The organism is Phyllobacterium sp. RCAM01083, from assembly GCF_055685835.1.
This window is the reverse complement of record NZ_JBVFZN010000005.1, coordinates 51,668-74,650: the sequence shown is the minus strand read 5'-3', so window position 1 is coordinate 74,650 and position 22,983 is coordinate 51,668. Positions and strand designations below refer to the sequence as shown.

19 protein-coding genes are annotated in these 22,983 nt (G+C 61.1%); 14 read left to right on the top strand and 5 right to left on the bottom strand.

Annotated elements, in window-relative coordinates; all coding sequences use genetic code 11:
- Window positions 1-235 precede the first annotated feature (235 nt).
- Together ACZ25R_RS07090 and trhO are read right to left on the bottom strand one after the other, a co-directional pair.
- Window positions 236-952: a tellurite resistance TerB family protein gene (locus ACZ25R_RS07090; RefSeq protein WP_464661449.1), complete on the bottom strand. Its 717-nt coding sequence runs from the start codon at window positions 950-952 to the stop codon at window positions 236-238.
- 87 nt (window positions 953-1,039) lie between these two features.
- On the bottom strand, window positions 1,040-1,969 hold the full coding sequence (trhO, locus tag ACZ25R_RS07085; RefSeq protein ID WP_472460564.1) for an oxygen-dependent tRNA uridine(34) hydroxylase TrhO: 930 nt from the start codon (window positions 1,967-1,969) through the stop codon (window positions 1,040-1,042).
- A 125-nt stretch (window positions 1,970-2,094) separates the two neighbouring features.
- Between trhO and ACZ25R_RS07080 the strand changes: the two genes are divergently transcribed.
- Window positions 2,095-2,727 carry an N-acetylmuramidase family protein gene (locus tag ACZ25R_RS07080; RefSeq protein WP_472460563.1) on the top strand — a complete coding sequence of 211 codons (633 nt, stop codon included), beginning with the start codon at window positions 2,095-2,097 and terminating at the stop codon, window positions 2,725-2,727.
- 38 nt (window positions 2,728-2,765) lie between these two features.
- Window positions 2,766-3,407 (top strand): 2-dehydro-3-deoxy-phosphogluconate aldolase, encoded by a 642-nt coding sequence (locus tag ACZ25R_RS07075; RefSeq protein ID WP_288194499.1) that lies wholly within the window; start codon window positions 2,766-2,768, stop codon window positions 3,405-3,407.
- A 238-nt stretch (window positions 3,408-3,645) separates the two neighbouring features.
- Here the strand turns inward: ACZ25R_RS07075 and ACZ25R_RS07070 are convergent, their stop codons facing one another.
- Window positions 3,646-5,547 carry a peptidoglycan L,D-endopeptidase MepK gene (locus tag ACZ25R_RS07070; RefSeq protein ID WP_472462450.1) on the bottom strand — a complete coding sequence of 634 codons (1,902 nt, stop codon included), beginning with the start codon at window positions 5,545-5,547 and terminating at the stop codon, window positions 3,646-3,648.
- Window positions 5,548-5,614: 67 nt separating this feature from the next.
- Between ACZ25R_RS07070 and ACZ25R_RS07065 the strand changes: the two genes are divergently transcribed.
- From ACZ25R_RS07065 to ACZ25R_RS07025, 9 genes are all read left to right on the top strand, one after another.
- On the top strand, window positions 5,615-5,968 hold the full coding sequence (locus ACZ25R_RS07065) for a hypothetical protein (RefSeq protein WP_472460562.1): 354 nt from the start codon (window positions 5,615-5,617) through the stop codon (window positions 5,966-5,968).
- Window positions 5,969-5,988: 20 nt separating this feature from the next.
- A complete protein-coding gene (locus ACZ25R_RS07060; protein ID WP_472462449.1) occupies window positions 5,989-7,824 on the top strand; it encodes a M3 family oligoendopeptidase in 1,836 nt (611 codons plus the stop codon).
- Complete coding sequence (locus tag ACZ25R_RS07055) at window positions 7,821-8,732, top strand: heme-dependent oxidative N-demethylase family protein (protein WP_472460561.1); 912 nt, start codon at window positions 7,821-7,823, stop codon at window positions 8,730-8,732. Before ACZ25R_RS07060 ends, ACZ25R_RS07055 begins: the two co-directional genes overlap by 4 nt.
- A 152-nt stretch (window positions 8,733-8,884) precedes the next feature.
- The gene (locus tag ACZ25R_RS07050) at window positions 8,885-10,327 is read left to right on the top strand and encodes a homospermidine synthase (protein ID WP_464661454.1); all 1,443 of its coding nucleotides are present in this window, start codon (window positions 8,885-8,887) and stop codon (window positions 10,325-10,327) included.
- 666 nt (window positions 10,328-10,993) lie between these two features.
- Window positions 10,994-11,386 carry an outer membrane lipoprotein Omp10 gene (gene omp10 / locus ACZ25R_RS07045; protein WP_464661455.1) on the top strand — a complete coding sequence of 131 codons (393 nt, stop codon included), beginning with the start codon at window positions 10,994-10,996 and terminating at the stop codon, window positions 11,384-11,386.
- Window positions 11,387-11,563: 177 nt separating this feature from the next.
- Window positions 11,564-13,423, top strand: coding sequence for a 5'-nucleotidase C-terminal domain-containing protein (locus ACZ25R_RS07040; RefSeq protein WP_472460560.1), 1,860 nt, complete (start codon window positions 11,564-11,566; stop codon window positions 13,421-13,423).
- Between the two features lie 200 nt (window positions 13,424-13,623).
- Entirely contained in the window at window positions 13,624-14,667 is a 1,044-nt protein-coding gene (gene hemH / locus ACZ25R_RS07035) for a ferrochelatase (RefSeq protein WP_472460559.1), read from the top strand.
- A gap of 134 nt (window positions 14,668-14,801) precedes the next feature.
- Window positions 14,802-15,812: an SPFH domain-containing protein gene (locus ACZ25R_RS07030; RefSeq protein ID WP_472460558.1), complete on the top strand. Its 1,011-nt coding sequence runs from the start codon at window positions 14,802-14,804 to the stop codon at window positions 15,810-15,812.
- A gap of 24 nt (window positions 15,813-15,836) precedes the next feature.
- Window positions 15,837-16,298, top strand: coding sequence for an NfeD family protein (locus tag ACZ25R_RS07025; protein ID WP_403184138.1), 462 nt, complete (start codon window positions 15,837-15,839; stop codon window positions 16,296-16,298).
- Window positions 16,299-16,465: 167 nt separating this feature from the next.
- Here the strand turns inward: ACZ25R_RS07025 and ACZ25R_RS07020 are convergent, their stop codons facing one another.
- Window positions 16,466-17,461, bottom strand: a complete 996-nt coding sequence (locus tag ACZ25R_RS07020; protein ID WP_223615980.1) for a KpsF/GutQ family sugar-phosphate isomerase — start codon at window positions 17,459-17,461, stop codon at window positions 16,466-16,468.
- 236 nt (window positions 17,462-17,697) lie between these two features.
- Between ACZ25R_RS07020 and ACZ25R_RS07015 the strand changes: the two genes are divergently transcribed.
- Window positions 17,698-19,365 carry an outer membrane beta-barrel protein gene (locus ACZ25R_RS07015; protein WP_472460557.1) on the top strand — a complete coding sequence of 556 codons (1,668 nt, stop codon included), beginning with the start codon at window positions 17,698-17,700 and terminating at the stop codon, window positions 19,363-19,365.
- A gap of 34 nt (window positions 19,366-19,399) precedes the next feature.
- Here the strand turns inward: ACZ25R_RS07015 and galU are convergent, their stop codons facing one another.
- Window positions 19,400-20,305 (bottom strand): UTP--glucose-1-phosphate uridylyltransferase GalU, encoded by a 906-nt coding sequence (galU, locus tag ACZ25R_RS07010; protein WP_223615970.1) that lies wholly within the window; start codon window positions 20,303-20,305, stop codon window positions 19,400-19,402.
- A 223-nt stretch (window positions 20,306-20,528) separates the two neighbouring features.
- On the opposite strand from galU, the gene ACZ25R_RS07005 reads away from it, so the two are divergent.
- Complete coding sequence (locus ACZ25R_RS07005; RefSeq protein ID WP_223615969.1) at window positions 20,529-21,755, top strand: lytic murein transglycosylase; 1,227 nt, start codon at window positions 20,529-20,531, stop codon at window positions 21,753-21,755.
- 23 nt (window positions 21,756-21,778) lie between these two features.
- A complete protein-coding gene (locus tag ACZ25R_RS07000) occupies window positions 21,779-22,981 on the top strand; it encodes an SGNH/GDSL hydrolase family protein (protein ID WP_472462448.1) in 1,203 nt (400 codons plus the stop codon).
- Window positions 22,982-22,983 lie beyond the last annotated feature (2 nt).

Below are 22,983 nucleotides of genomic sequence, written 5' to 3'. Positions count from 1 at the left end.
GCCATGCATCCAGTTGCATACATAGAGACATGATGGTGGGTCCGAACAAAGCGCGCGCGACCCGGACGCTCTCAAAACCCTTGACGCAATGGCAGCCATCGACACTGCCCGGATGTCCTGACGAACCCTTGGCCCCGAGTCAGAACGCGTCAAACTAGACTGGAGTCGTTTGTCTTGTCGAGAGCAAAACACCCGCCTGTCGGGGCGGGTGTCTTCCATGCCGGTTCGCTCGCCTTTACGCCTGCGGCGCGGGCGTTTTCACATTGGCCACAGTGGCCTCGATATGATCGATGAGATTGTCAGGCAGTTTCAGCCGTCCGGCCAGGAGATCGAGATAGCCGCGTTCCGCGCGGGTCTTGGCCTCGATGGCCAGGCGCGATGCCGTGTAGAGTTCGACCTTCTGCGCATCGGTGGCGGCGGCGGCAACCAGCGCGTCGATATTGACGGGGGCGTTCAGCTCCGTGGCCAGGAATTCCTGCGTGTCGCTGTTCATGCCGGAAAGCGAAAGCTTTTCGACGATGCGTGCCCGTTCCGCCTCATCCACATGGCCATCGGCCCGGGCAGCGGCAATCATGGCGCGCACCAGCACCAGCGCGAACTCATGCTCGCCCTGCGGCGCCGTTGCCGGATGGAAGCTTGAATCGTCGGGCGGCGGCAGCAGGTCCGGCTCCCCGGCCTTTGCCGTTTCGGCCGGTGCATTGCCCGACTGGTAATTCTGATAGGCCTTGTAGGCGAGCCCGGCCACGGCAGCGAGGCCGCCGAGCTTCAGCGCACCGCCGGCGATGTCGCGGCCCGTGCCTGTGCCCAGCAGCACAGCGGCCAGAGCGCCGGCAGCCAGCGGATTGTCCTTGGCCATCTGTGTTGCCTTGCCGGCCGTATCTCGAACGGAGGTTCCAGTTCCGGGAATACTGCTTCCCAGAAAATCATCAAGAATCTTCTTCGGGTCGAACATGCAAATCTCCTCATGGCTGCACGGATGCGTCCCGACCTAGTTAGGGTCGGCATCGCGTCATTGCAATGACAGATGGATTTTTTGTGATCAGGAGCCGATATGGTGCTTTTCGCCGCGCAATTTGGCGAGTTTCACCTGCTTTTGCCGTTCGGCAAAGCGGGCGCGGTCGGCGTCCGTCCGTTCGTGATAGCATTTCGGGCAGGAAATGCCTTCCGCGAACAGCGGGGACAATTTGTCCTCCGGCGCAATCGGATTGCGGCAGGCGTGGCACAGCTCCGCCGCCCCTTCCACCAGGCCATGACCGACCGAGACGCGCTCGTCGAAGACAAAACATTCGCCTTCCCAGCGGCTTTCGGCGGCAGGCACGTCCTCGAGATATTTGAGGATGCCGCCCTTCAGATGGAACACATCGTCGAAGCCCAGCCCCTTGACGAAGGCCGTCGCCTTCTCGCAGCGGATGCCGCCGGTGCAGAACATGGCGATCTTCTTGCCTTCCAGTTCGTCCCGGTGGTTTTCCACCCATTGCGGGAACTCGCGGAACGTCTTTGTCTGCGGGTCGACCGCATTGGCAAAGGTGCCGATCGCCGTTTCATAATCATTGCGCGTATCGATGACGATCGTACCCGGATCGGAAATCAGGGCGTTCCATTCCTGCGCGGGCACATAGGTGCCGACGCTCTGGAGCGGGTCGATATCCTCGACGCCCATGGTGACGATTTCCTTTTTCAGCCGCACCTTCATGCGCTTGAACGGCATTTCGCTCGCATGGGAAAACTTCAGCTCCATGCCTGTGATGGCCGGCTCCGCTTCAAGGAACGCGACCAGCCTGTCAATGGCGTCGGGCGTGCCGGCCACGGTGCCGTTGATGCCTTCGGCCGCCAGCAGCAGCGTGCCCTTGATGCCCGACCCGCAGCACAGTTGTGCCAGCGGCTCCTGCAACGCCTGGTAATGTTCCAGCCGGGCAAAACGGTAGAGTGCTGCCACTTTGAAGGGCAAGTTTGCGGTGTGATCGGTCATGATCCCCTGCAACTACTGCTCCTAAGCGATGATTTCAAGAGATTTGCAGCGTTTACTTATCCAACGCGCCCCAAGGCCCCGGATAATCCCTGGTGAACAGGTACAATTCCCGAGGGACTGAGAATATGTTTTCACAACAGGATATACGCGACATCCGTGACGAGGCGCAGCAGGCCGGGATCGAACCGGCGGTGCTGCTGGCCGTCGCCGAGGTGGAAAGCGGCGGCGTCTGCCTTTACCGGATCGGCGGGCGCAGCGAACCGCCCATCCGCTTCGAGGGGCACTATTTCGACCAGCGTCTCTCTGGCGCGCAGCGGCAGGTCGCCCACAGCAGGGGTCTTGCCAACCCTGCCGCCGGTGCGGTCCGCAATCCCGCATCGCAGGCGGCGCGCTGGCAGCTGCTGGAGGCAGCCATCACCATCGACCGGCAGGCGGCGCTTGAATCCGTATCCTGGGGGATAGGCCAGGTCATGGGCGCGCACTGGAAATGCCTTGGCCATGACAGCGTCGAGGCGCTCGCCGCCGAGGCGCGCGCTTCCCTCAAGGGGCAGCTTCGTCTGATGATCCGCTTCATCGCGTACAACAACCTCATGCCCGCCCTGGCACGGCACGACTGGAAGAGCTTTGCCCGCGCCTATAACGGTCCAAAGTTCACACAGAACCGCTATGATGCCAAACTGGCCCTCGCCTGGCGCCGTTTTGCCGCGGCGGAATCTCGCGGCACCACAGCAACCGGTGGACAAAGCGGCCCGGTATGACTAAATCGATTGAACCCATCAACCGCGGAGAGTTTGACATGGCCCAGAAGACCGATTTGCTATTACCCGTTCTGAAGGGCCAGCCGGTTATCCCGGTCATTCTCGTCCACGATGTCGCCCATGCGGTGCCTCTGGCCCGTGCACTGGCCGCCGGTGGCCTTCCGGCGATCGAAATCACCCTGCGCACGCCCGCCGCGCTCGACGCCATCCGCGCCGTCGCCAATGAGGTGCCCGAAGCCATCGTCGGTGCCGGGACCATTCTCAATGCGCGCCAGTATGAAGAGGCCAGCGCCGCGGGATCGCGTTTCATCGTCAGCCCGGGCGCCACGCCGCAGCTGCTGAAGGCCGCCAGCGCCGGCAAGGTGCCTCTGCTTCCCGGTGCGATCACACCGGCGGAAATCATGGCCCTGCGCGAAGAAGGCTATACCATGCTGAAATTCTTCCCGGCCGAGCAGGCAGGCGGGGCGTCCTTCCTCAAATCCCTGTCGTCACCCTTTGCCGGTATCCAGTTCTGCCCGACCGGCGGCATCGGTGCTGGCAACGCCAAGACCTATCTCGATCTGCCGAACGTCGTCTGCGTCGGCGGCTCCTGGGTTGCTCCGGAAAATCTGGTTCAGGCCGGGAAGTGGGACGACATCACCAAGCTCGCCGCCGAGGCCGCCAAACTGGCAAAAGCATAAAGCGCTATTTTCAAGCAGCATGCCGCTTGGTGCGTGGTTCGACAAGCTCACCATGAGGGAGGGTGAGGATTGCAGGGGCCACATTCGTCAACGTTGCCGATTGGCATTGTAATCAAACCACACCCCTCATGGTGAGCTTGTCGAACCACGCACTGGCAAGATGCAGCAGATACTGGAATTCATGAAAGAGGGCGGCCCGTTTCGGAGCCGCCCTTTTGTTTGACCCGCGAACGGGCGATCAGTTGGTTGCGGTGAACTTCGCGATCGACAGGAAGGTCACAGCCTTGCCCGTGAACTTGTTGGTGTCGGCCACCGGCAGTGCCTGCTGGAAGCCAGCCGTATACACCGTCGTCGGCGCAGTGCGCATGGCTTCGTTGCGCAGGACAGCCGGTTCGACGTTCGGCGATGTCTCGGCGACCTGCTGGCTGGACAGCGCCCGGTCCGGCACTTCCGAGGCAACCTGAATGGCCTTGGCGCCCTGGTTCTTGGCCGTCTGGCGGCGTGGCTTCGAGGTCTTGCCCGTGGTGATCACACCGCTGTCGAGCATGGCAACCGGATCGGCCGAACCGCCCGCATCCAGCATGGTGCGGCGCAGCGACGGCTGAGGCTCAGCCGATGCCAGCTGCGTGTTCTGTGTCGGCGCCGGCTTGTTGCGGACGACGCGGCCGCCCGTGGTTGCCGGCACTGTCGGCATGGGCTGGGCCACGGCAACGGCCGGTGCCTTGGCATGGGCGGCATCGGACTGCTTGATGATCGTTTCCAGATCTTCGTTCGGAACCGGAATGACATCATGTTCCGACGCAGCGGCGACCTGTGCCTGCGCAGGCGGCATGGCCGGGCGCGGGTTCGGCACGACCGAGGCCACCATCATGTCAGTGCGCTTGGGACCGGACTGCGGCTTGTCGAAAGGAACGGGAACCAGCGCGTTGACCATTTCCGGCTGGGCCGGTGCGGGCTCATTGGCCGGGGTGTTCACATTGGCAGCGATCATGTCACGGATGGCACCGGCGCTGTCGGTCGGACGCGGCGTCGGCAGGGCTGCGACAACGGTCGACTGATCCTCGGCGAGCGCATTCAGTGTGGCCGGGGCGCCCGCTTCAGGCGTCGGCGCATAGTCCGGACGGCGCAGCGGCACGGGAACGGCAAAGGCGAGCGCGGCATTGTCTTCCGGCGAGGCTTCGACCGGTGTTTCAGGCCGCGGCGCTGTCAAAGGCGCAGGCGCATTGCGGGTCGGCAGAGCCGGTGCGGCGGCCGCCGCCGGCGCTGCTGCAGGGGCGGACTGTCCGACCGCCACGCCCGGCAACGATGTTGCACCGCCGCCCTCGTCATCATCCGATGCCGCCGGCCGTGCGACACGGGCTACGCTGCGCGACGGGGTCGGCGCGGAGGCCACGGCGACGCTGCCTTCGCTGGAATCTTCCTCGTCGTCGGCACCGCCGCCGCCAAAGAGCATGCCGAACAGGGTCTTGCCGCGACGGCCGGAGCTGGAGGAATTGCTGGCAACCTGAACGGAACCGCCGCTGCGCTTGCGCGATTCATAGGCGGCAACGGCCTGTTCATAGCCAGGCAGCGGCTTGCCATCCGCGGGGATGTGCATCGTCTTGCCATCGGGGAACACGGCCAGCAGCTCGCGGCGGCTCATGCGCGGCCACATGCGGACATTGCCCACGTCCGTGTGGACGAAAGGCGAGCCGGATGTCGGGTAATAGCCGACGCCGCCAGCCTGGAATTTCAGCGCGGTCACGCGCAGGGTCGAGAGTTTCACGCCGGGAAGATACCAGTCCATCGCCTTGCCGAGCATATGCTGGCTTTTCTGGGCGACGCCGCGGCTGCGCGAGCGCAGCATGGAATTGGTGGCCGGAGAGCGGTAGGCGGAAACCACGTGGATATAATCGGAGCCGCCGACAGACTGATAGACCTGCCAGACCAGATCGAACAGGCGGGGGTCCATGTTCGTCGGTTCGTTGCGGCGCCAGTCGCGCAGGAAGCGGTTGAGCTTGTTCAGGCCGTCCTGCTGATAGCGTCCATTCTTCTTGAACGTGATTTCCGCACGTTCCTTCGTATGGATGAAATAGAGCTTGAGCGTGCGTGTCTCAGCGGAAGCCTGTGCCGATGCAAACAGCATCGAGCCGAAGACCATGAGGAACACAAACCAGCTGGCGCGTACAAAAGAACCTGCCGTCGATTTGCCGTTCTGTGCATGAATCATGTTTGACAATGTCGTCCCAACCTTGACCGTTTTTTCCAGTCCCCGAATATCTGGATTATCCGATTTAATGGTTAATGGTCACTTATTGAAGAACAAATACGTTGAGAGCATGGCAAAAACCCAGACGCGAAAAGCTGATTCAAGACATGGTCAACGGGCGGTTAACAGCACCATTAAGACCTTTTGGCGTGAGAATCCACCCTTCTTAGGTCTTACACACGCACGTTTTGTAAACGCGGAATACGCAACTGGAACAATCGCCAATGGACTTTTAAGCTTTCGCTCGCCGAAACTATCCCTCATGATTCGCGTTGGACAAGCGCTTGATTGCCAAAAAACGGTGCCAAAATGAAATTCGAAATCACGAACCACATGCCTTCCGGAAAGTCCGGCGCTGCCGCCGTCAAGGCGGAACAGACCGCTCTCGGCGTCCTGCCCGAGTGGAACCTTGCCGATCTCTATCCCTCGGCGGACAGCACCGAACTCAAGACGGACCTGCAAAAGGCCGATGAACTTGCCGTGCTCTTCGCCAGTCGCTGGAAGGGCAATCTGGCCGCCGAAGCCGCCAAACCGATGGGCGGCACCTTTGCCGAAGCGATCCGCGAATTCGAAGCACTGGAAGAACTGATCGGCAAGATCGTCTCCTATGCCGGGCTGGTCTATGCGGGCGATACCTCCGATCCGAAGCGCGCCAAGCTCTATGGCGACATCCAGGAAAAGATGACCAATGCCAGCGCGCACCTGATCTTCTTCAGCCTCGAACTCAACCGCATCGACGATACGGTGATCGAGAAGGCGATGGACGGCAATCCCGCCATCGGCCATTACCGGCCCTGGCTGGTCGATCTGCGCAAGGACAAGCCCTACCAGCTCGATGACAAGATCGAACAGCTGTTCCATGAGAAGTCGATCACCGGGCGCGGCGCCTGGAACCGCCTGTTCGACGAAACCATGACGGCACTGCGCTTTGATGTCGACGGCGAGGACCTTGCGCTCGAACCGACGCTCAACATGCTGCAGGACGCCGACGGAACCGTGCGCAAGAAAGCATCCGACGCCCTGGCAAAGACATTCAAGGAAAATCTGCGCACCTTCACGCTGATCACCAATACCCTGGCCAAGGACAAGGAAATCTCCGATCGCTGGCGCGGTTTCCAGGATATTGCCGACAGCCGCCACCTTGCCAACCGCGTCGAGCGGGAGGTGGTGGATGCGCTGGCCGAGGCCGTGCAGGCGGCCTATCCGCGCCTGTCGCACCGCTATTACGCGCTGAAGGCCAAGTGGCTCGGCCTCGATTACCTCAACAACTGGGACCGCAACGCGCCCTTGCCGGAGACGCCGCAGGCGGTGATCCCGTGGACGGAAGCCAGGGACACCGTGCTGTCGGCCTATAACGGCTTTGCCCCGGAAATGGCCGATATCGCCCGCGCCTTCTTCGATAAGAACTGGATCGATGCGCCCACGCGCCCCGGCAAGTCGCCGGGCGCCTTCGCCCATCCGACCGTGCCTTCGGCCCATCCCTATGTGCTGCTCAACTACATGGGCAAGCCGCGTGACGTGATGACCCTTGCCCATGAACTCGGGCATGGCGTGCATCAGGTTCTGGCCGGTGATCAGGGTGCGCTGATGGCCTCAACACCGCTGACGCTCGCCGAAACCGCCTCCGTCTTCGGTGAAATGCTGACCTTCCGCTCGCTGCTGGAAAAAACCAGAGACAAGCGCGAACGCAAGGCCATGCTGGCGCAGAAGGCCGAGGACATGATCAATACGGTCGTGCGCCAGATCGCCTTCTACCTGTTCGAACGCCGGGTGCACACCGAGCGCGCCAATGGCGAACTGACCTCCGACCGCATCGGTGAGATCTGGCTGGATGTGCAGAAGGAAAGCCTCGGACCGGCGATCCGCTTCGGCCCCGGCTACGAAACCTTCTGGACCTATATTCCGCATTTCATCCATTCGCCGTTCTACGTCTACGCCTATGCCTTCGGCGATTGCCTGGTGAATTCGCTATATGCTGTCTACCAGAATGCCGATGCGGGCTTTCAGCAAAAATATTTCGACATGCTGAAGGCCGGCGGCACAAAACACCATTCGGAGCTGCTGGCTCCGTTCGGCCTCGATGCCACCGACCCGGCGTTCTGGCAGAAGGGTCTTTCCGTCATCGAAGGCATCATCGACGAGCTGGAGGCAATGGACAACGCCGAATGAGTGCGCCTGCCCACACGCCCCCCGCCCACACGCCCTATGACGGTTCGGCGCAGCCCTTCACCATCGGGCTGCACCAGCTCGACCTGAAGGATTGGATCGAGATTGACGGCAATCTCCTTCCCTACCTCAGGGAAAAGCGACGGCTGTTCGGGCTGCATGCGGGGAAGATTTTCGTCGAGGAGCCGGGAACCGGCAACTCGCAAAAGGAAGTGCTCGACCTCTTGAGCGCGCATCTCGCCGGGCACTATCCCGCGCTTTACCGCCGGAACGGCAGCACCATTGCGGTTACCGGCTGGGACGAACAGGTTCCGCTCGGCGATGCCGGTTCGCCCTTTCTGCATCGCGCGGCCAGTCTCGTGCAGGAAGACCTCGTCCTGATGCGCAAGGATGAACGGCGCGGCTGGCATCTGGCGGCGGCATCGCTGTCCTTCCCCTCCTCCTGGACCCTTCTGGAAAAGTTCGGCCGCTCGATGGAGGACATCCATGCGCCGGTGCCGGATTTCGGCGCGGGCACCCGCAATGCGGGCCTGATCAGCCGCATGTTCGATAATCTGCGGCCGGACCGTTCGGTCTATCGCATGAACTGGTCGTTGCAGCCGGACGGCGACCTCTACCACCCGTTGTCGAGCCAGCAGAAGGGCGCCCGCTACACCGACGCGGACATCGTTGCCCAGAGCTTTGTCCGCGTCGAACGCCAGACCCTGCGCAAGCTGCCGGCATCCGGCGACATTCTCTTCACCATCCGCATTCATCTCGATCCGGTGAGTGCCTTGAAAAAGCACCCGGAATGCCGCAGCATTGCCGAAGCCTTTGCCCATCAGCTCCAGTCGCTGAGCGAGGCGCAGGCGCATTACAAAGGCATCATGGCTGTCCGCGACCGGCTTGTCGCGGCTTTAAAGTCGCTTTGAAGCATTTCAATTAACAGTAGTTGCAGTTTTCACCCCTTTCCGGTGAACGGTTGTTTGCTCTTTGTCATCACTATGCTCTATGGTTTCTTTGAAGCGGTGAAATAACCGCTGCCCTCATTGATGGAGATTAAAAAATTAGGAGTAGCAAAAAAATGGCGAAGGCGAATTGGCCTGTACATGGAGAAATTACTGGTCCGATCGTGATGATCGGTTTCGGGTCCATCGGACGGGGTACCCTGCCCCTCATAGAGCGCCACTTCAAATTCGATAAGTCCCGCCTGGTCGTCATCGACCCGAGTGATGCCAACAAGAAACTGCTCGACGAGCGTGGCATCCGCTTCATTCAGGAAGCCGTTACCAAGGAAAATTACAAGACGCTGTTGAAGCCATTGCTGACTGCAGGCGATGGCCAGGGTTTTTGCGTCAATCTGTCCGTCGATACATCGTCGGTCGATATCATGCGCCTGTGCCGCAAGCTCGGCTCGCTCTACATCGACACGGTCATCGAGCCATGGGCCGGATTTTACAATGCGGGCGGCGACAACGCGAAACGCACCAATTATGCGCTGCGCGAAACGCTGCTGGCGGAAAAGCGCCGCAAGCCCGGCGGCACCACGGCCGTCTCCTGCAGCGGTGCCAATCCCGGCATGGTGTCGTGGTTCGTCAAACAGGCGGTTGTCAATCTCGCCAAGGATCTGGGTATCGAGCACACCGAACCGGCGCGCAATGACCGCGACGGTTGGGCCCGCCTGATGCGCCAGACCGGCATCAAGGGCATTCACATTGCCGAACGCGACACGCAGCGCGCGGGCGAGCCGAAGCCGTTCGGCGTGTTCTGGAACACCTGGTCGGTGGACGGCTTCATTTCCGAAGGCCTGCAGCCGGCGGAACTGGGCTGGGGCACGCATGAAAAGTGGCTGCCCAAGAACGCCCGCAAGCAGAAGAAGGGCAACAAGGCCGCGATCTTCCTCGAACAGCCCGGCGCCGATACCCGTATCCGCACCTGGTGTCCGACCGAGGGACCGCAGTTCGGCCTGCTGGTGACGCACAATGAGGCGATCTCGATTGCCGACTTCTTCACCGTGTTCGACAAGAAGGGCAAGGCTGCCTACCGGCCGACCTGCCACTACGCCTACCACCCGTCCAATGTGGCAACGCTGTCGCTCGACGAAATGTTCGGTGCCGCCGGCCAGCCGCAGGCCATCCACCACGTTCTGGAGGAATCCGAGATCGTCGATGGCGCGGATGAGCTCGGTGTCCTGCTCTATGGCCACGACAAGAACGCCTACTGGTACGGCTCGCAGCTGACCATCGAGGAAGCCCGCAAACTGGCGCCTTACCAGAATGCAACCGGTCTTCAGGTCAGTTCGGCTGTTCTCTCGGGCATGGTCTGGGCGCTGGAAAATCCGGAAGCCGGAATTGTCGAAACCGACGAGATCGACTTCCGCCGCTGCCTTGAAATCCAGAAGCCCTATCTCGGGCCGCTCAAGGGGCACTATACCGACTGGACGCCGCTGGAAAACCGTCCTGGCTTCTTCAAGGAAGACATCGACACCAGCGACCCCTGGCAGTTCCGCAACATTCTCGTGCATTGATCAAAAACGGCAACCCAAGGGTTGCCGTTTTCATATCCGCTGCGTGGTTGTGGTGCGTGGTTCGACAAGCTCACCATGAGGGAGGTTGGCGCTGTAACGCTAATCGCAAAAGCCGCAGAATATACCCCTGCAATCCTCCACTTCCCTCATGGTGAGCTTGTCGAACCACGCATGATTGTTCTGCAACGCTCTCCCCGTTGCCACGCCCGCTGTCGCGTCTGGCTGTTGAAAGATGGGAAAGACGGGCGGTCCATCGGGAGCGCTGAGGTCTTTGGTTGGTGTTGCGGTTGTTGCGATCCCTTGGACCACCCGCCCCGGCAAACGGTTTCGTCCAACATCGCATGATTGGACTGAACCTCCCCGGCCCCGGGGTTCTCCCACAGGCCGAAGCGCCGATCCTTTCCCGGCTTTCGAAAGTTTCCGGAAGCATTCCCGCCGGAAAGGACACGAGAAGGATAAGCGCGGATGGGAAGTGTTGGATAAGTTGGCGTTATTTTTTGAGACGGGGGGGTGAACAACGATCTGACATGGGCGCCCGCCAATGGACAACAGGGCAGTTTTGCGGAAGCCACACGCGGCGAAACTCTGCGGCTTATTAAACTTATGTCTTGTTTTTGCTTGGTTTTCACGGCATTTAAAAGGGCAACCCATCAGGAGATTGATCGGATGAAACGTATTTCACTGGCCTTCAGCGCAGCGACCATGGCAGTGGCACTTGCTGCTTGCCAGACCAGCGGCCCCATTCACGACAGCGGAGCGGTGCAGGCTTCCCGCCCGACCGACGCCGTGCAGGGCCAATGGTTTGATACATCGGGCGTTGCCTTCTCGAATTTCAACGGCGGCGTTTTCGAAACCCGCGCCAATGACACCAAGGAAAAACTGGCCGAAGGCAGCTACCGCTTTGCCTCCGCCAGCCTCATCGAGATCAACCTGCGTTCGCTTGCCCGCGGCACGCAGTCCAAGGTCAATTGCGCCCTCGTCAATCCCGGCCAGTTGAACTGCACCTCGTCCAGCGGCCAGCAGTTCTCGCTGACACGCCGCGGCGGCCAGACCGGCTGACGCCATCGCCGGCCCGCGCGGGCAGCTGCGCCGGCCGGTTCTGCCTTTACCTTGAGCGGCAAAAACCGCCGCCCTTCCCTTGCATGCCACGCCAAGGAATGAAAGCATCGGCGCATCTGTCACACGGATGCCAACGACCGGTGACAGCATCAGGCGATCGCAACAGGGGAACAGTTCATGTCAAAAATCCTCGCCAGAATTCTGCTCGGCACATCGGCTCTCGTCATGACCGCCGGTGCGGCCATGGCCGATTACACGCTCAACATTCTGCACATCAACGATTTTCACTCGCGCCAGGAATCGATCAACAAATATGATTCGACCTGTTCCGCCGAGGAGGAGAGCAAGAACGAGTGCTTTGGCGGCATTGCCCGGGTAAAAGCCAAGATCGACGAGCGCCGCGCGGCCCTCTCCAAGGATGGCGGCAATGTCATCGTGCTCAATGCGGGCGACGAATTCCAGGGCTCGCTGTTCTACACGACCTATAAAGGCGACGACACCGCCGAATTCATGAACGGCATCGGCTATGATGTCATGGCCCTCGGCAACCATGAATTCGATGATGGCGTCGACACGCTGGCAAAATTCCTCGGCAAGGTGAAATTCCCTGTCATCTCTGCCAACACCATTGCCGCTGACGGCTCGCCCATCGCCGGCAAGTACAAGCCCTATGTCGTCAAGGAAATCGGCGGCCAGAAGATCGGCATCGTGTCGGCCATCACCACCGACACGGCGGATATTTCAACGCCCGGACCGACGGTCAAGTTCGCCGATGAGATCGAGACCCTGAAAAAGCAGGTCGAGGCGCTGAAGGCCGAGGGCGTCAACAAGATCATCGCGCTCAACCATGACGGCTATGTCAAGGACAAGCAGATCGCCGCCAGCGTTGCCGGGATCAGCGTGATTGTCGGCGGGCACAGCCATACGCTGCTGTCGAACACCGATCCGCAGGCGCTTGGACCCTACCCGACCCTCGTCAAGGGGCCATCCGGCCGCGATGTGCCGATCGTCCAGGCGAAATCCTATTCCAAATATCTCGGCGAGCTGAAGGTGACCTTCGACGATGACGGCAATGTCATCAGGAGCGAGGGCGCGCCGATCCTGCTCGATTCCTCCGTGGTGCCTGATCCCGCCTATCTCGCGCGGGTCAAGGAACTGGCCAAGCCGATCGAAGCCTTGAAAGCCAAAAAGGTGGCCGAATCCAGCGGCGTCATCGAAGCGGCCCGCGAGGTTTGCCGGGTGGTCGAATGTTCCATGGGCAATCTCGTCGCCGACGCCATGCTCGACCGGGTCAAGGACCAGGGCATGACCATCGCCATCATCAATGGCGGCGGCCTGCGCGCATCCATCGATGCCGGGGATGTGACCATGGGCGAAGTCCTGACGGTGCTGCCGTTCCAGAACACGCTGTCGACCTTTCAGCTCAAGGGGGCCGACGTGGTGGCCGCGCTGGAAAACGGCGTCAGCCAGATCGATCAGGGTGCAGGCCGTTTCGCGCAGGTTTCCGGCCTCAAATACGCGTTCGACGTGTCGAAACCCGTCGGCCAGCGCGTTTCCGCCGTTGATGTGCGCGACGGCAGCGGCTGGAAACCGATTGACACGGCCGCCACCTACGGCGTCGTCTCCAACAACTACATGCGCGCGGGCGGCGATGGCTACAAGATTTTCGCCAGCAATGCCCAGAACGCCTATGATTACGGCCCCGGCCTTGAAGCCGTGGTATCGGATTATCTCGCCAAGAACACGCCCTACAAGCCCTATACGGACGGGCGCATAACCGTTCTGGCCGCAGCGGCCACACCAGCCGCAGCGGACCCGGCACCGCCCGCCAAGCCTGCGGCTGAAACAGCTGCACCGGCACCCGCTGCCGCTGCCGCGCCATCGACTTATACGATCAAGCGCGGTGACAATTTCTGGAATATTGCCAAGCAGGTCTACGGCAAGGGTTCGGACTGGAAAAAGCTGGCGGCAGCCAATCCGCGGATGATCGTCGAGAAACTGCCCATCGGCAGCGAGATGACAATCCCGCCGCGTTAATTCCAGCTAGGACAAACGGTCCCAGGACCGTTATTTCGACCCGGTGCAACTTGAATGTTGTGCCGGGTTCTTTCATAGCAGCCAGGGTTTTACCCGCCGGAGAGCGATTTACCCCATTTTGCTGCGTCTTTTCGCGCCCTTGCAATCCCGGCCCTCACAACTAGGTTCCAACCGCAAAGCAGGAGTTGAAAGAGATGGTGATGTCTGGCGAGGTTGGTGTGGCAATAAGCAAGCCCGGCGACCATCCGCGCATCGAAACCTCGAAAGTCGGCGTGCTTCTGGTCAATCTGGGCACGCCTGACGGCACGGATGTCACCTCCATGCGCCGCTACCTCAAGGAATTCCTGTCGGACAAGCGCGTGATCGAATGGCCGCGTGCCATCTGGCTGCCGGTGCTGTATGGCATCGTGCTCAACACCCGCCCGAAAAAATCCGGCGCGCTTTACGACAAGATCTGGAACCGCGAGCGCAATGAATCGCCGCTGCGCACTTATACCCGCGCGCAAAGCGAAAAGCTGGCTGCAAGCCTCGCCGCCCATCCCGATGTGATCGTCGACTGGGGCATGCGCTACGGACAACCCTCCATCGAAGAGGCGCTGGAACGGCTCGACAGGCAGGGCTGCAAGCGCATCGTCATGTTCCCGCTCTATCCGCAATATTCGGCAACGACCACGGCGACGGTCAACGACAAATTCTTCGAGGCGCTCACCAAGATGCGCTTCATGCCCGCCACCCGCACCGTCCCCTCCTATCAGGACGAGGCTGTCTATATCGAGGCGCTTGCCGTCTCCATCGAGAAGCATTTTGCGACATTGGATTTCGAGCCGGAGGTGGTGGTTGCCTCCTATCACGGCATCCCGCAAAGCTATTTCAGGCGCGGCGATCCCTACCCCTGCCATTGCTGGAAGACCACGCGCCTGCTGCGCGAGCGGCTTGGCTGGGACGAGAAGAAGCTGATCACCTGTTTCCAGTCCCGCTTCGGCCCGGAAGAGTGGATGCAGCCCTATACGGACAAGACGATGGAAAAACTCGCCGCGGGCGGCGTGAAATCCGTTGCCGTGTTCAATCCGGGTTTCGTCGCCGACTGCCTGGAAACGCTGGAGGAAATTGCTGTTGAAGCCGGCAATACCTTCCGCGAGCATGGCGGCGTCAACTTCACCCATATCCCCTGCCTGAATGATTCCGATGAAGGCATGCGGGTGATCGAAGAGCTGGTCCGGCGCGAATTGCAGGGCTGGATCTAAGCGGACGGAACGCCTGTATAATTCCCGGCTTAAGCCTTTCTGAGATCAAGACTTTGGTCTATCTTGGCATCATCCGTACAGAGGATGATGATGCGAGATGACATTGGTCCTGATGTCAGGCAAGGGGGAGTACAATGCCGTTCAGCGGTTTCGATTTTACCATTCCAGTACTGGTTCTTCTGGTTCTGGTCGTGCTGTTTGCGGGCGTCAAGACCGTGCCGCAGGGCTACAATTACACCATCGAGCGCTTCGGCAAGTATACCCGTACCCTTGCACCCGGCCTTAACCTCATCGTTCCGTTCTTCGACCGTATCGGCGCCAAGCTGAACATGATGGAACAGGTGCTTGACGTGCCGACGCAGGAGGTCATCACCAAGGACAACGCCAATATCGCCGTCGACGGTATCGCCTTCTACCAGATCCTGAATGCACCACAGGCCGCCTATCAGGTCAGCGGGTTGAAGAACGCCATTCTCAACCTCACCATGACCAATATCCGCACGGTCATGGGCTCGATGGATCTCGACGAGCTCCTGTCCAATCGCGACGCGATCAACGACCGCCTGCTGCGGGTGGTGGATGAGGCTGCCCATTCCTGGGGCATCAAGATGACCCGTGTCGAAATCAAGGACATCAATCCGCCGAAGGACCTGATCGATTCCATGGCGCGACAGATGAAGGCGGAACGCGACAAGCGCGCGCTGGTCCTGGAAGCCGAAGGCAATCGCGCCGCTCAGATCCTGCGCGCCGAAGGCCTGAAGCAGGCGCAGATTCTCGAAGCGGAGGGCAAGCGTGAAGCCGCCTACCGCGAGGCCGAAGGCCGCGAACGCCTCGCCCAGGCCGAAGCCAAGGCGACCGAACTCGTATCCGCCGCGATTAACGCGGGCAGCGTGCAGGCCATCAACTACTTCGTCGCGCAGAAATACACCGAGGCTTTTGGCAAGTTTGCGACCAGCAACAACCAGAAGCTGATCCTGATGCCGATGGAGGTCTCGTCACTGGTGGGCACGCTCGGCGGCATCGGTGCAATCGCCAGGGAAGTATTCGGCGATGCGGCGCAGACGGAACGGACATCGCCTCCGGCACAGCCGGGGCGCGGGCGCACCGTTCCCGGCACGGGCGGCGGGACCGGCTCGGCGACCTGACGCATCGATGGAGGAGTTGCACTGATGCTGGAACATCTCTTCTATGAACTCGGCCCATGGAACTGGGTGGTGCTGGGCTTCATCCTCCTGATTTTCGAAGTGGCGGTGCCCGGCATCTTCCTGCTGTGGTTCGGCATCGCCGCCATCATCGTCGGCTTCCTGACGATCCTCGTGCTCGGACCGATGCTCGCCCTCGGCTGGCAGGTGCAGATCATCCTGTTCCTCATTCTGTCCGTCATCACCGTCTTCATCGGCCGCAGGCTGATGGGCGCGGCTGACGTGCCGACCGATGAGCCGCTGCTCAACCGGCGCAACGAACAGATGATCGGCCAGATCGTCGTGCTGGAGGAGGCAACGGTGAACGGACACGGGCGCGCCCGCATCGGCGACAGCCTGTGGCGTGTCAAAGGCCCCGACCTGCCCGCCGGCAGCCGGGTCAGAATCACCGGCACCGATCAGGGAACGCTGACGGTCGAAGCGGCTTGATTCAGGGAAGTAAATTGTGAGGTGCGTGGTTCGACAAGCTCACCATGAGGAATGGAGTGGGCTGTAGGGAGCCAAGTTCCGCAACGTCTCTGGTGAGCGTTGCACCAATCCACTTCCCTCATGGTGAGCTTGTCGAACCACGCACCACGAGCCTGCAGACATTGAAATCAGGCGGCGCCGATCCGCAACAGGTCGTGGAAGTGCACGATACCGACGGGGAAGCGGTCTTCCGTCACGATCAGCGCCCCGATATTGTGCTCGTTGAGCAGGGCGAGCGCGGCGCTCGCCAGCATGCTCGTCGGCACGGTTTTTGGATTGCGGGTCATGATTTCCTCGACCCGCACCGTCACCAGATTGCGGTGAAGGTTGCGCGAGAGGTCGCCATCCGTGATGATCCCGGCCAGCGAGCCGTCATCATTGTGAACCGCAACACAGCCAAAACGCTTTCCGGACAGCACTTTCATCGCATCGGGAATGAGCGTGCCAAGCGGAACCAGCGGAATCTCGTCACCGCGATGCATGATCTCGCGCACATGGGTCAGGCTTGCGCCGAGCGATCCGCCGGGGTGGAATGTCTTGAAGTCGACAGCGGTGAAGCCCCGCGCTTCCAGGAGGGCAATGGCGATCGCATCGCCCATGGCCAGCTGCAGCAGCGGCGAGGTGGTTGGCGCCAGCCCGTGCGGGCAGGCCTCGGTGACCCTGGGCAGCAGCAGGACGACATCGGCAGCCAGTGCCAGTGCCGAGTTTTCCCCTGATGTAACCGCGATAAGCGGAATGCGGAACCGCCTGGAATAGCTGACGATCCCCTTCAGCTCCGCCGTTTCGCCCGACCATGACAGGGCCAGAATGGCATCGTCGCTGCCGATCATGCCGAGATCGCCATGATTGGCTTCGGCCGGATGCACGAAAAAGGCCGGCGTCCCGGTCGAGGCAAAGGTTGCGGCGATCTTGGAGGCGATGTGACCGCTCTTGCCGACCCCGGTGACGATGATTCTGCCCCGGACCGCGGCTATGCGTTCGATGGCCTTGCCGAAGGCATCCGCAAGGCTGCCATCCAGCGCATCGCGCAGCGCGCTCAGCCCGTCTCTTTCGGTTGAAATCGTCCGCTTGGCGGAATCCACCGCCGCGGTCTTGTCCAGTTCGCTGTCGTTTATTGCCTGCATGGCGAGAACCGTTAGCGCTTTGCCGCGCCGCTGTCCATTTTTTGTTGCGCCGCTCCCTTCAAACCCGTCCGGCGGCCGAAGCGGAAACCAGTCATTAACCATGACAGTTTACGCTCCATAAACGTTCGAACTCATTGGCAATGCTATTTATGTATCATCGGCAATCCCGCATCGGAGCACCGGCCTATCGCGGCAGCTTCACCTCTGCGATCAACCTGTGTCTGTGGACGGGGTTGATGAGCAGCGTTGCGTTTTCTGCCGGTGGAACGGCCCTGGCCCAGCAGGCCGTGCCCCTGCGCGGCGCGGTGGACGAGAATGTCCTGCAAACCCAGCAGAATGCGCCGCCCGCTCCGGTGCGGCGCGCGCCTGTGGTTGCCGCTGCGCCGGCGCCATCACCCGCCACCGCCGGCGGTATTCCGTCGGATCCCTATGAACCCGTCAGTCCGGGCGCCCTGTCCAATGACGATGCAGGCGCTCCGTCGACGGCGAATGACACATCGCTGTCGTCCGGACCGGTGAACAACAGCCGCACGCTCAATCCGCGTCCCACCGCCACGCCAGGCACCGTTCCGCTTCCGGCGGATCGCACGACGGCAGCAACGCAGCGGACGCGGCCTGCCCCGCGCGCGCTGCGCAACGGACAGACACCGGCCACGCTCACTACCGGCAGCATTGCCGACGATACGGACGGCAATCCGCGCGTACAGCGTGAAAGCAGGGACAGCGTGTCTGAACCGGCCATCGAGCGGCGGACCGTGCGGCCGGATCCCGAGCCGTTTGCACCCTTCGGCATCAGGGCCGGTACGGTCACGCTGCGGCCATCCATTTCGCAGGGCCTGCGCGCCACGACCAACGCCGACGGCAGTTCAACCGGCAAGAGCGCGATTCTCTCGGAAACACGGCTGCGCCTGCGGGCGACGACGGACTGGTCGCGCCATTCGGCCTTTCTCGATTTCGACGGTCTCTACGACAAGACGCTGTCGGGCCAGGAGTATTCCGCGCCCAATGTCGGGCTGCGCGGCGGGTTCAAGCTCGATCTCGGCGACCGCACGACCGTGACCGGCGAAGGCGGCTACCGCTACCGGCAGGAGGATGCCAGCGCGCCGACGGCGGTTGTCGGCGCATCCAACCGGCCCGGCGTGCAGGAACTGGATGGCACATTGGGCATAAGGCACGAATTCGGCCGGTTCTTTGGCCAGGTGAAGGGCAAGGTCGACCGGACAACCTATGGTCAGGCCCAGTTCCCCGACGGGACAACGCTCAGCCAGAAGGATCGCAACAACACCTTTGCCAGCATCGCCCTGCGCGGCGGCTTCGAAATGTCCCCGGCGATCAAACCCTTCGCCGAAGTGGAGATCGGCAAGCTGATCTACGATGAAACGGAAGATTCCAACGGCTTTCGCCGCTCCGGCATGCGCACAGCGCTGCGCGGCGGTATCGAGGCGGATTTCGGCGAGAAACTTTCGGGCGAGTTGGCGCTGGGCTATCTGCGCCAGAGTATCGACGATGAGCGGCTGTCCAATGTCGATGGTCTGAGCGTCGACGGGGCAATCAAATGGTCGCCGCAGCGCGGCACCGATGTCAATCTTGGTTTGCTCACCCGTGTCGAAGGCGGGACAACGCCCAATGACAGCGGTTCGATCTTCTATGAGGGACGGCTTGGCGTAAAGCGCCAGATCCGTTCAAACCTCAGCGTCAATGCCGAGTTGAGCGCATCGCTGCGCGACAACAAGGATGGCAGCGGCCTCGACAAGGGCTTTGGCGCCGAAGTCGGCGCCACCTACTGGTTCAACCGCTTCCTCGGGCTGGATGTCAGCGCCCGGCACCGCGTCACACGCAGCGAGGTCGATACCCGCCAGACCAGCGAAAGCAGCGTCTATATGGGCCTGACGCTGCAGCGGTAGGACAGAGGGGGGTGATATCCCCCCTCAACGCATCTCAAACCTTGCGCGGCTGGATGGTCTTCAGCATGTTGCCGATATTGTCGATGACACCGTTGCGAATATCGTTGCGCCACAGGGCAAACGCCACATTGGCTTCGACAAAGCCTTCCTTCGAGCCCGTATCATAGGTGCGGCCCTGGAAGTGATAGCCGAAGAAATCCTGCTCCTTGGCCAGTTTCAGCATGCCGTCGGTCAGCTGGATTTCATTGCCGGCACCGCGCTCCTGATGCTCGAGAATGTCGAAAATCTCCGGCTGCAGGATATAGCGGCCGTTGATGTAGAGATTGGACGGCGCGGTGCCCTTGGCCGGCTTCTCGACCATTTCGGTGAGCTCGAAACCGTTGCCGACATCCTTGCCCTTGCCGACGATGCCGTATTTGTGGGCTTCTTCCGGATCGCATTCCTGCACGGCGACGATATTGCCGCCACCCGCCTGATTATACAGCTCGACCATGTCGGCAAGGCAGCCGTTTTTCTCCGGCTGCATGATCATGTCGGGCAGAAGCAGCGCGAAAGGCTCATCGCCGACGATATCGCGGGCACACCACACGGCGTGGCCCAGCCCCATCGGCACCTGCTGGCGGGTGAAACTGGTCGTGCCGGGTCCCGGCTGGATGCTCTGCAACTCGTCGAGCAGCGCCGTCTTGCCGCGCTCGGCCAGGGTTGAATAGAGCTCGTACTGGGCGTCGAAATAATCTTCGATGACCGCCTTGTTGCGGCCGGTCACGAAAATAAAGTGCTCGATACCGGCTTCGCGGGCTTCGTCCACCACGTACTGGATGACCGGCTTGTCGACAACGGTCAGCATTTCCTTCGGGATAGACTTGGTTGCCGGAAGAACGCGGGTGCCAAAACCTGCGACTGGAAAAACGGCTTTGCGGATTCTCTTCGCTGTCGTCACAATATATTCCCCATCTCACACAAAAACTCAGTTAACATTGGTAATGGACATTTGCCCTGCAAAGAATGAAAATAGTTTGAGCTGCATAATAAACATTTTTTTCGACCGGTAATGTTCCCGCAGGAACCGCCCGTCAAATATGCATGGTAAACCAATTCCTAACTTTGATGTGCATAATTTATTGTTTGCCGGAATAGGTGGAAACCCAGTTCAAGGAGACAACATGTTCAAGAGCCCGTCGAGTTTTGCAAAGCGAATCATGATTTTGGCCGCAACCGCGAGCCTGGCTTTTGCAGTCACGGCGACGAGTGCCTCCGCCGATGCAAAGTTCCAGACATGGATTGCCAATTTCCGCACCACGGCGCTGCAGAGCGGAATTTCCGCCTCGACGTTCCAGCGCGCCTTTGCCGGCGTCAAGGATATCGATCCCGAAGTGCTGCAGAAAGCCGCCTATCAGCCGGAATTCACGGCACCGGTCTGGGATTACATCGATAACCGCGTCAACGAGCATTCCATCACCACCGGGCGGGAAATGGCGCGCAAATACAGCCGCTGGCTCGCCGCCATCGAAAAATCATTCGGTGTCGACCGCAATATCCTTTTGGCGATCTGGTCGATGGAGACCAATTACGGCGAAGCCATGCAGCGGCCCGACATCATGCGCGACGCCGTGCGTTCGCTCGCAACCCTCGCCTATGCCGACCAGCGCCGGGCGAAATATGCCCGCACCCAGCTGATTGCGGCGATGAAGATCCTGCAGACCGGAGACATCGACCGCAGCCACCTCACCGGGTCCTGGGCGGGCGCCCTTGGCCATACACAGTTCATTCCCACGAGCTATCTCGCCTATGCCGTCGACATGGACGGCAACGGCAAGCGCGATATCTGGACATCCGTACCCGATGCGCTGGCGACAGCCGCCAATCTCCTGGCCAAGAACGGCTGGGAATCGGGCCGGACCTGGGGTTACGAAGTGACCCTTCCGGCCGGGCGCAAATTCCCCGCCGGCTCAAAGACCATGGCGGAATGGCAGAGCCTCGGCGTGGTGCGCGCCAACGGCAAACCATTCCCGCGCGGCAATGAAAAGGCCCAGTTGAAAGTGCTCGACGGGCGCGAGGGGCCCGCCTTCCTGATGACCCGGAATTTCTCCGTTTTGAAGAACTACAACAATGCCGACAAATATGCGCTTGGCGTTGGTCTTCTTGCGGATCAGATCGGCGGTGCGCCGCCGCTGCGCCGCGACTGGAATCGCCCATTCACGCCCATCTCCATGAAGGAGCGTGAAGAATTGCAGACACATCTGCGCGCATTGGGTTATTATGACGGCGAAGTGGACGGGAAAATCGGCTCCGGCTCACGGGATGCCATCCAGGCGTTCCAGAAGAAAATGGGGCTCGATCCCGATGGTCATCCCAGCAAGGAAGTGCTGACCATTATCCGCAAGCGATAAGGTTTGGAAATACGATGGATACAATGAAACGGCCGGCTCGCCTCATCCGTTGCATCGTTGTGTCCGTATCCCTCGGTGCGGCCGGCGGCCTTGTCTTTACCGACATCGCCGCCGCCCAGCAGCGCACACTGCTCGACATGCTCTTCGGCTCGCGCCGCGAAGTCTACCGCGAAAATACCGACCGGATGATCTTCGACGAAAACAACCGGCCCGTCCGCCCCTCCAAGAACCGCACGACCAAGCGGGCCGAGCGGCCGCGGCCGCAACCGGCAGCCCCCGCCAGCCAGCCCTCCGCGCCGGCGGACGAACCGGTCATTCCGTCGAAACTGGCCGATGCCAAAACCATCCTGGTTGTCGGTGACTTCATGGCCAGCGGTCTTGCCGAAGGCCTCAATGCGGCCTTCATGGATTCGCCCGGCGTGCGCGTGGTCGACAAGAGCGACGGCTCATCCGGTTTCGTGCGCAGCGACCACCGCAACTGGCCCGCCACCATCGGCGGTCTGATCGACGCGGAAAAACCGGCTGTCGTCGTCGTGATGATCGGTGCCAATGACCGCCAGCAATTCGCCAACGGCCCCGCGCCGCAGAGCGAAGCCTGGACAAAGGAATACCAGGGCCGCATCAACGCATTCCTTGAAGCGGTCAAGAAGACCGGGCACCCCGTGGTGTGGGTCGGCCAGCCCTCGTTCAAGTTCAAGAACATGAGCACCGATCTCCTGGCGTTCAACGAACTCTACCGCAATGCGACGGAGAAGGCGGACGGCAAATTCGTCGATGTCTGGGAAGGCTTTGTCGACCAGGGCGGCAGCTTTACGCTGTCGGGCTTTGACATCTCCGGCCAGACCGCCCGTCTGCGCAACAATGACGGCGTCGGCCTGACCACCGCAGGCAAGCGCAAACTGGCTTTCTATGCGGAAAAACCATTGCGCCAGATGCTGGGCAACGCCACATCACCGGCCATCGCCGCCGTCAAGCCGGGCTCGCCCGTGCAGGCACTGCCGGAAACGCCGCAGGCACCGGTCAAGGTCGACCGCATTGCACCGATCAGCCTGAGTGACCCGGAACTGGATGGCGGCACCGATCTCCTCGGCGCCGCACCGAAAGCCGCGGCCGCCGACAAGTCGGCGCAGGACAAGCTGCTTCTCGAAGGCAAGGCGCCGGACGCCCAGCCGGGCCGCATCAACGACTATGCGTGGCCGGCAAAGTCTGACGCGGCACCGAAATAACG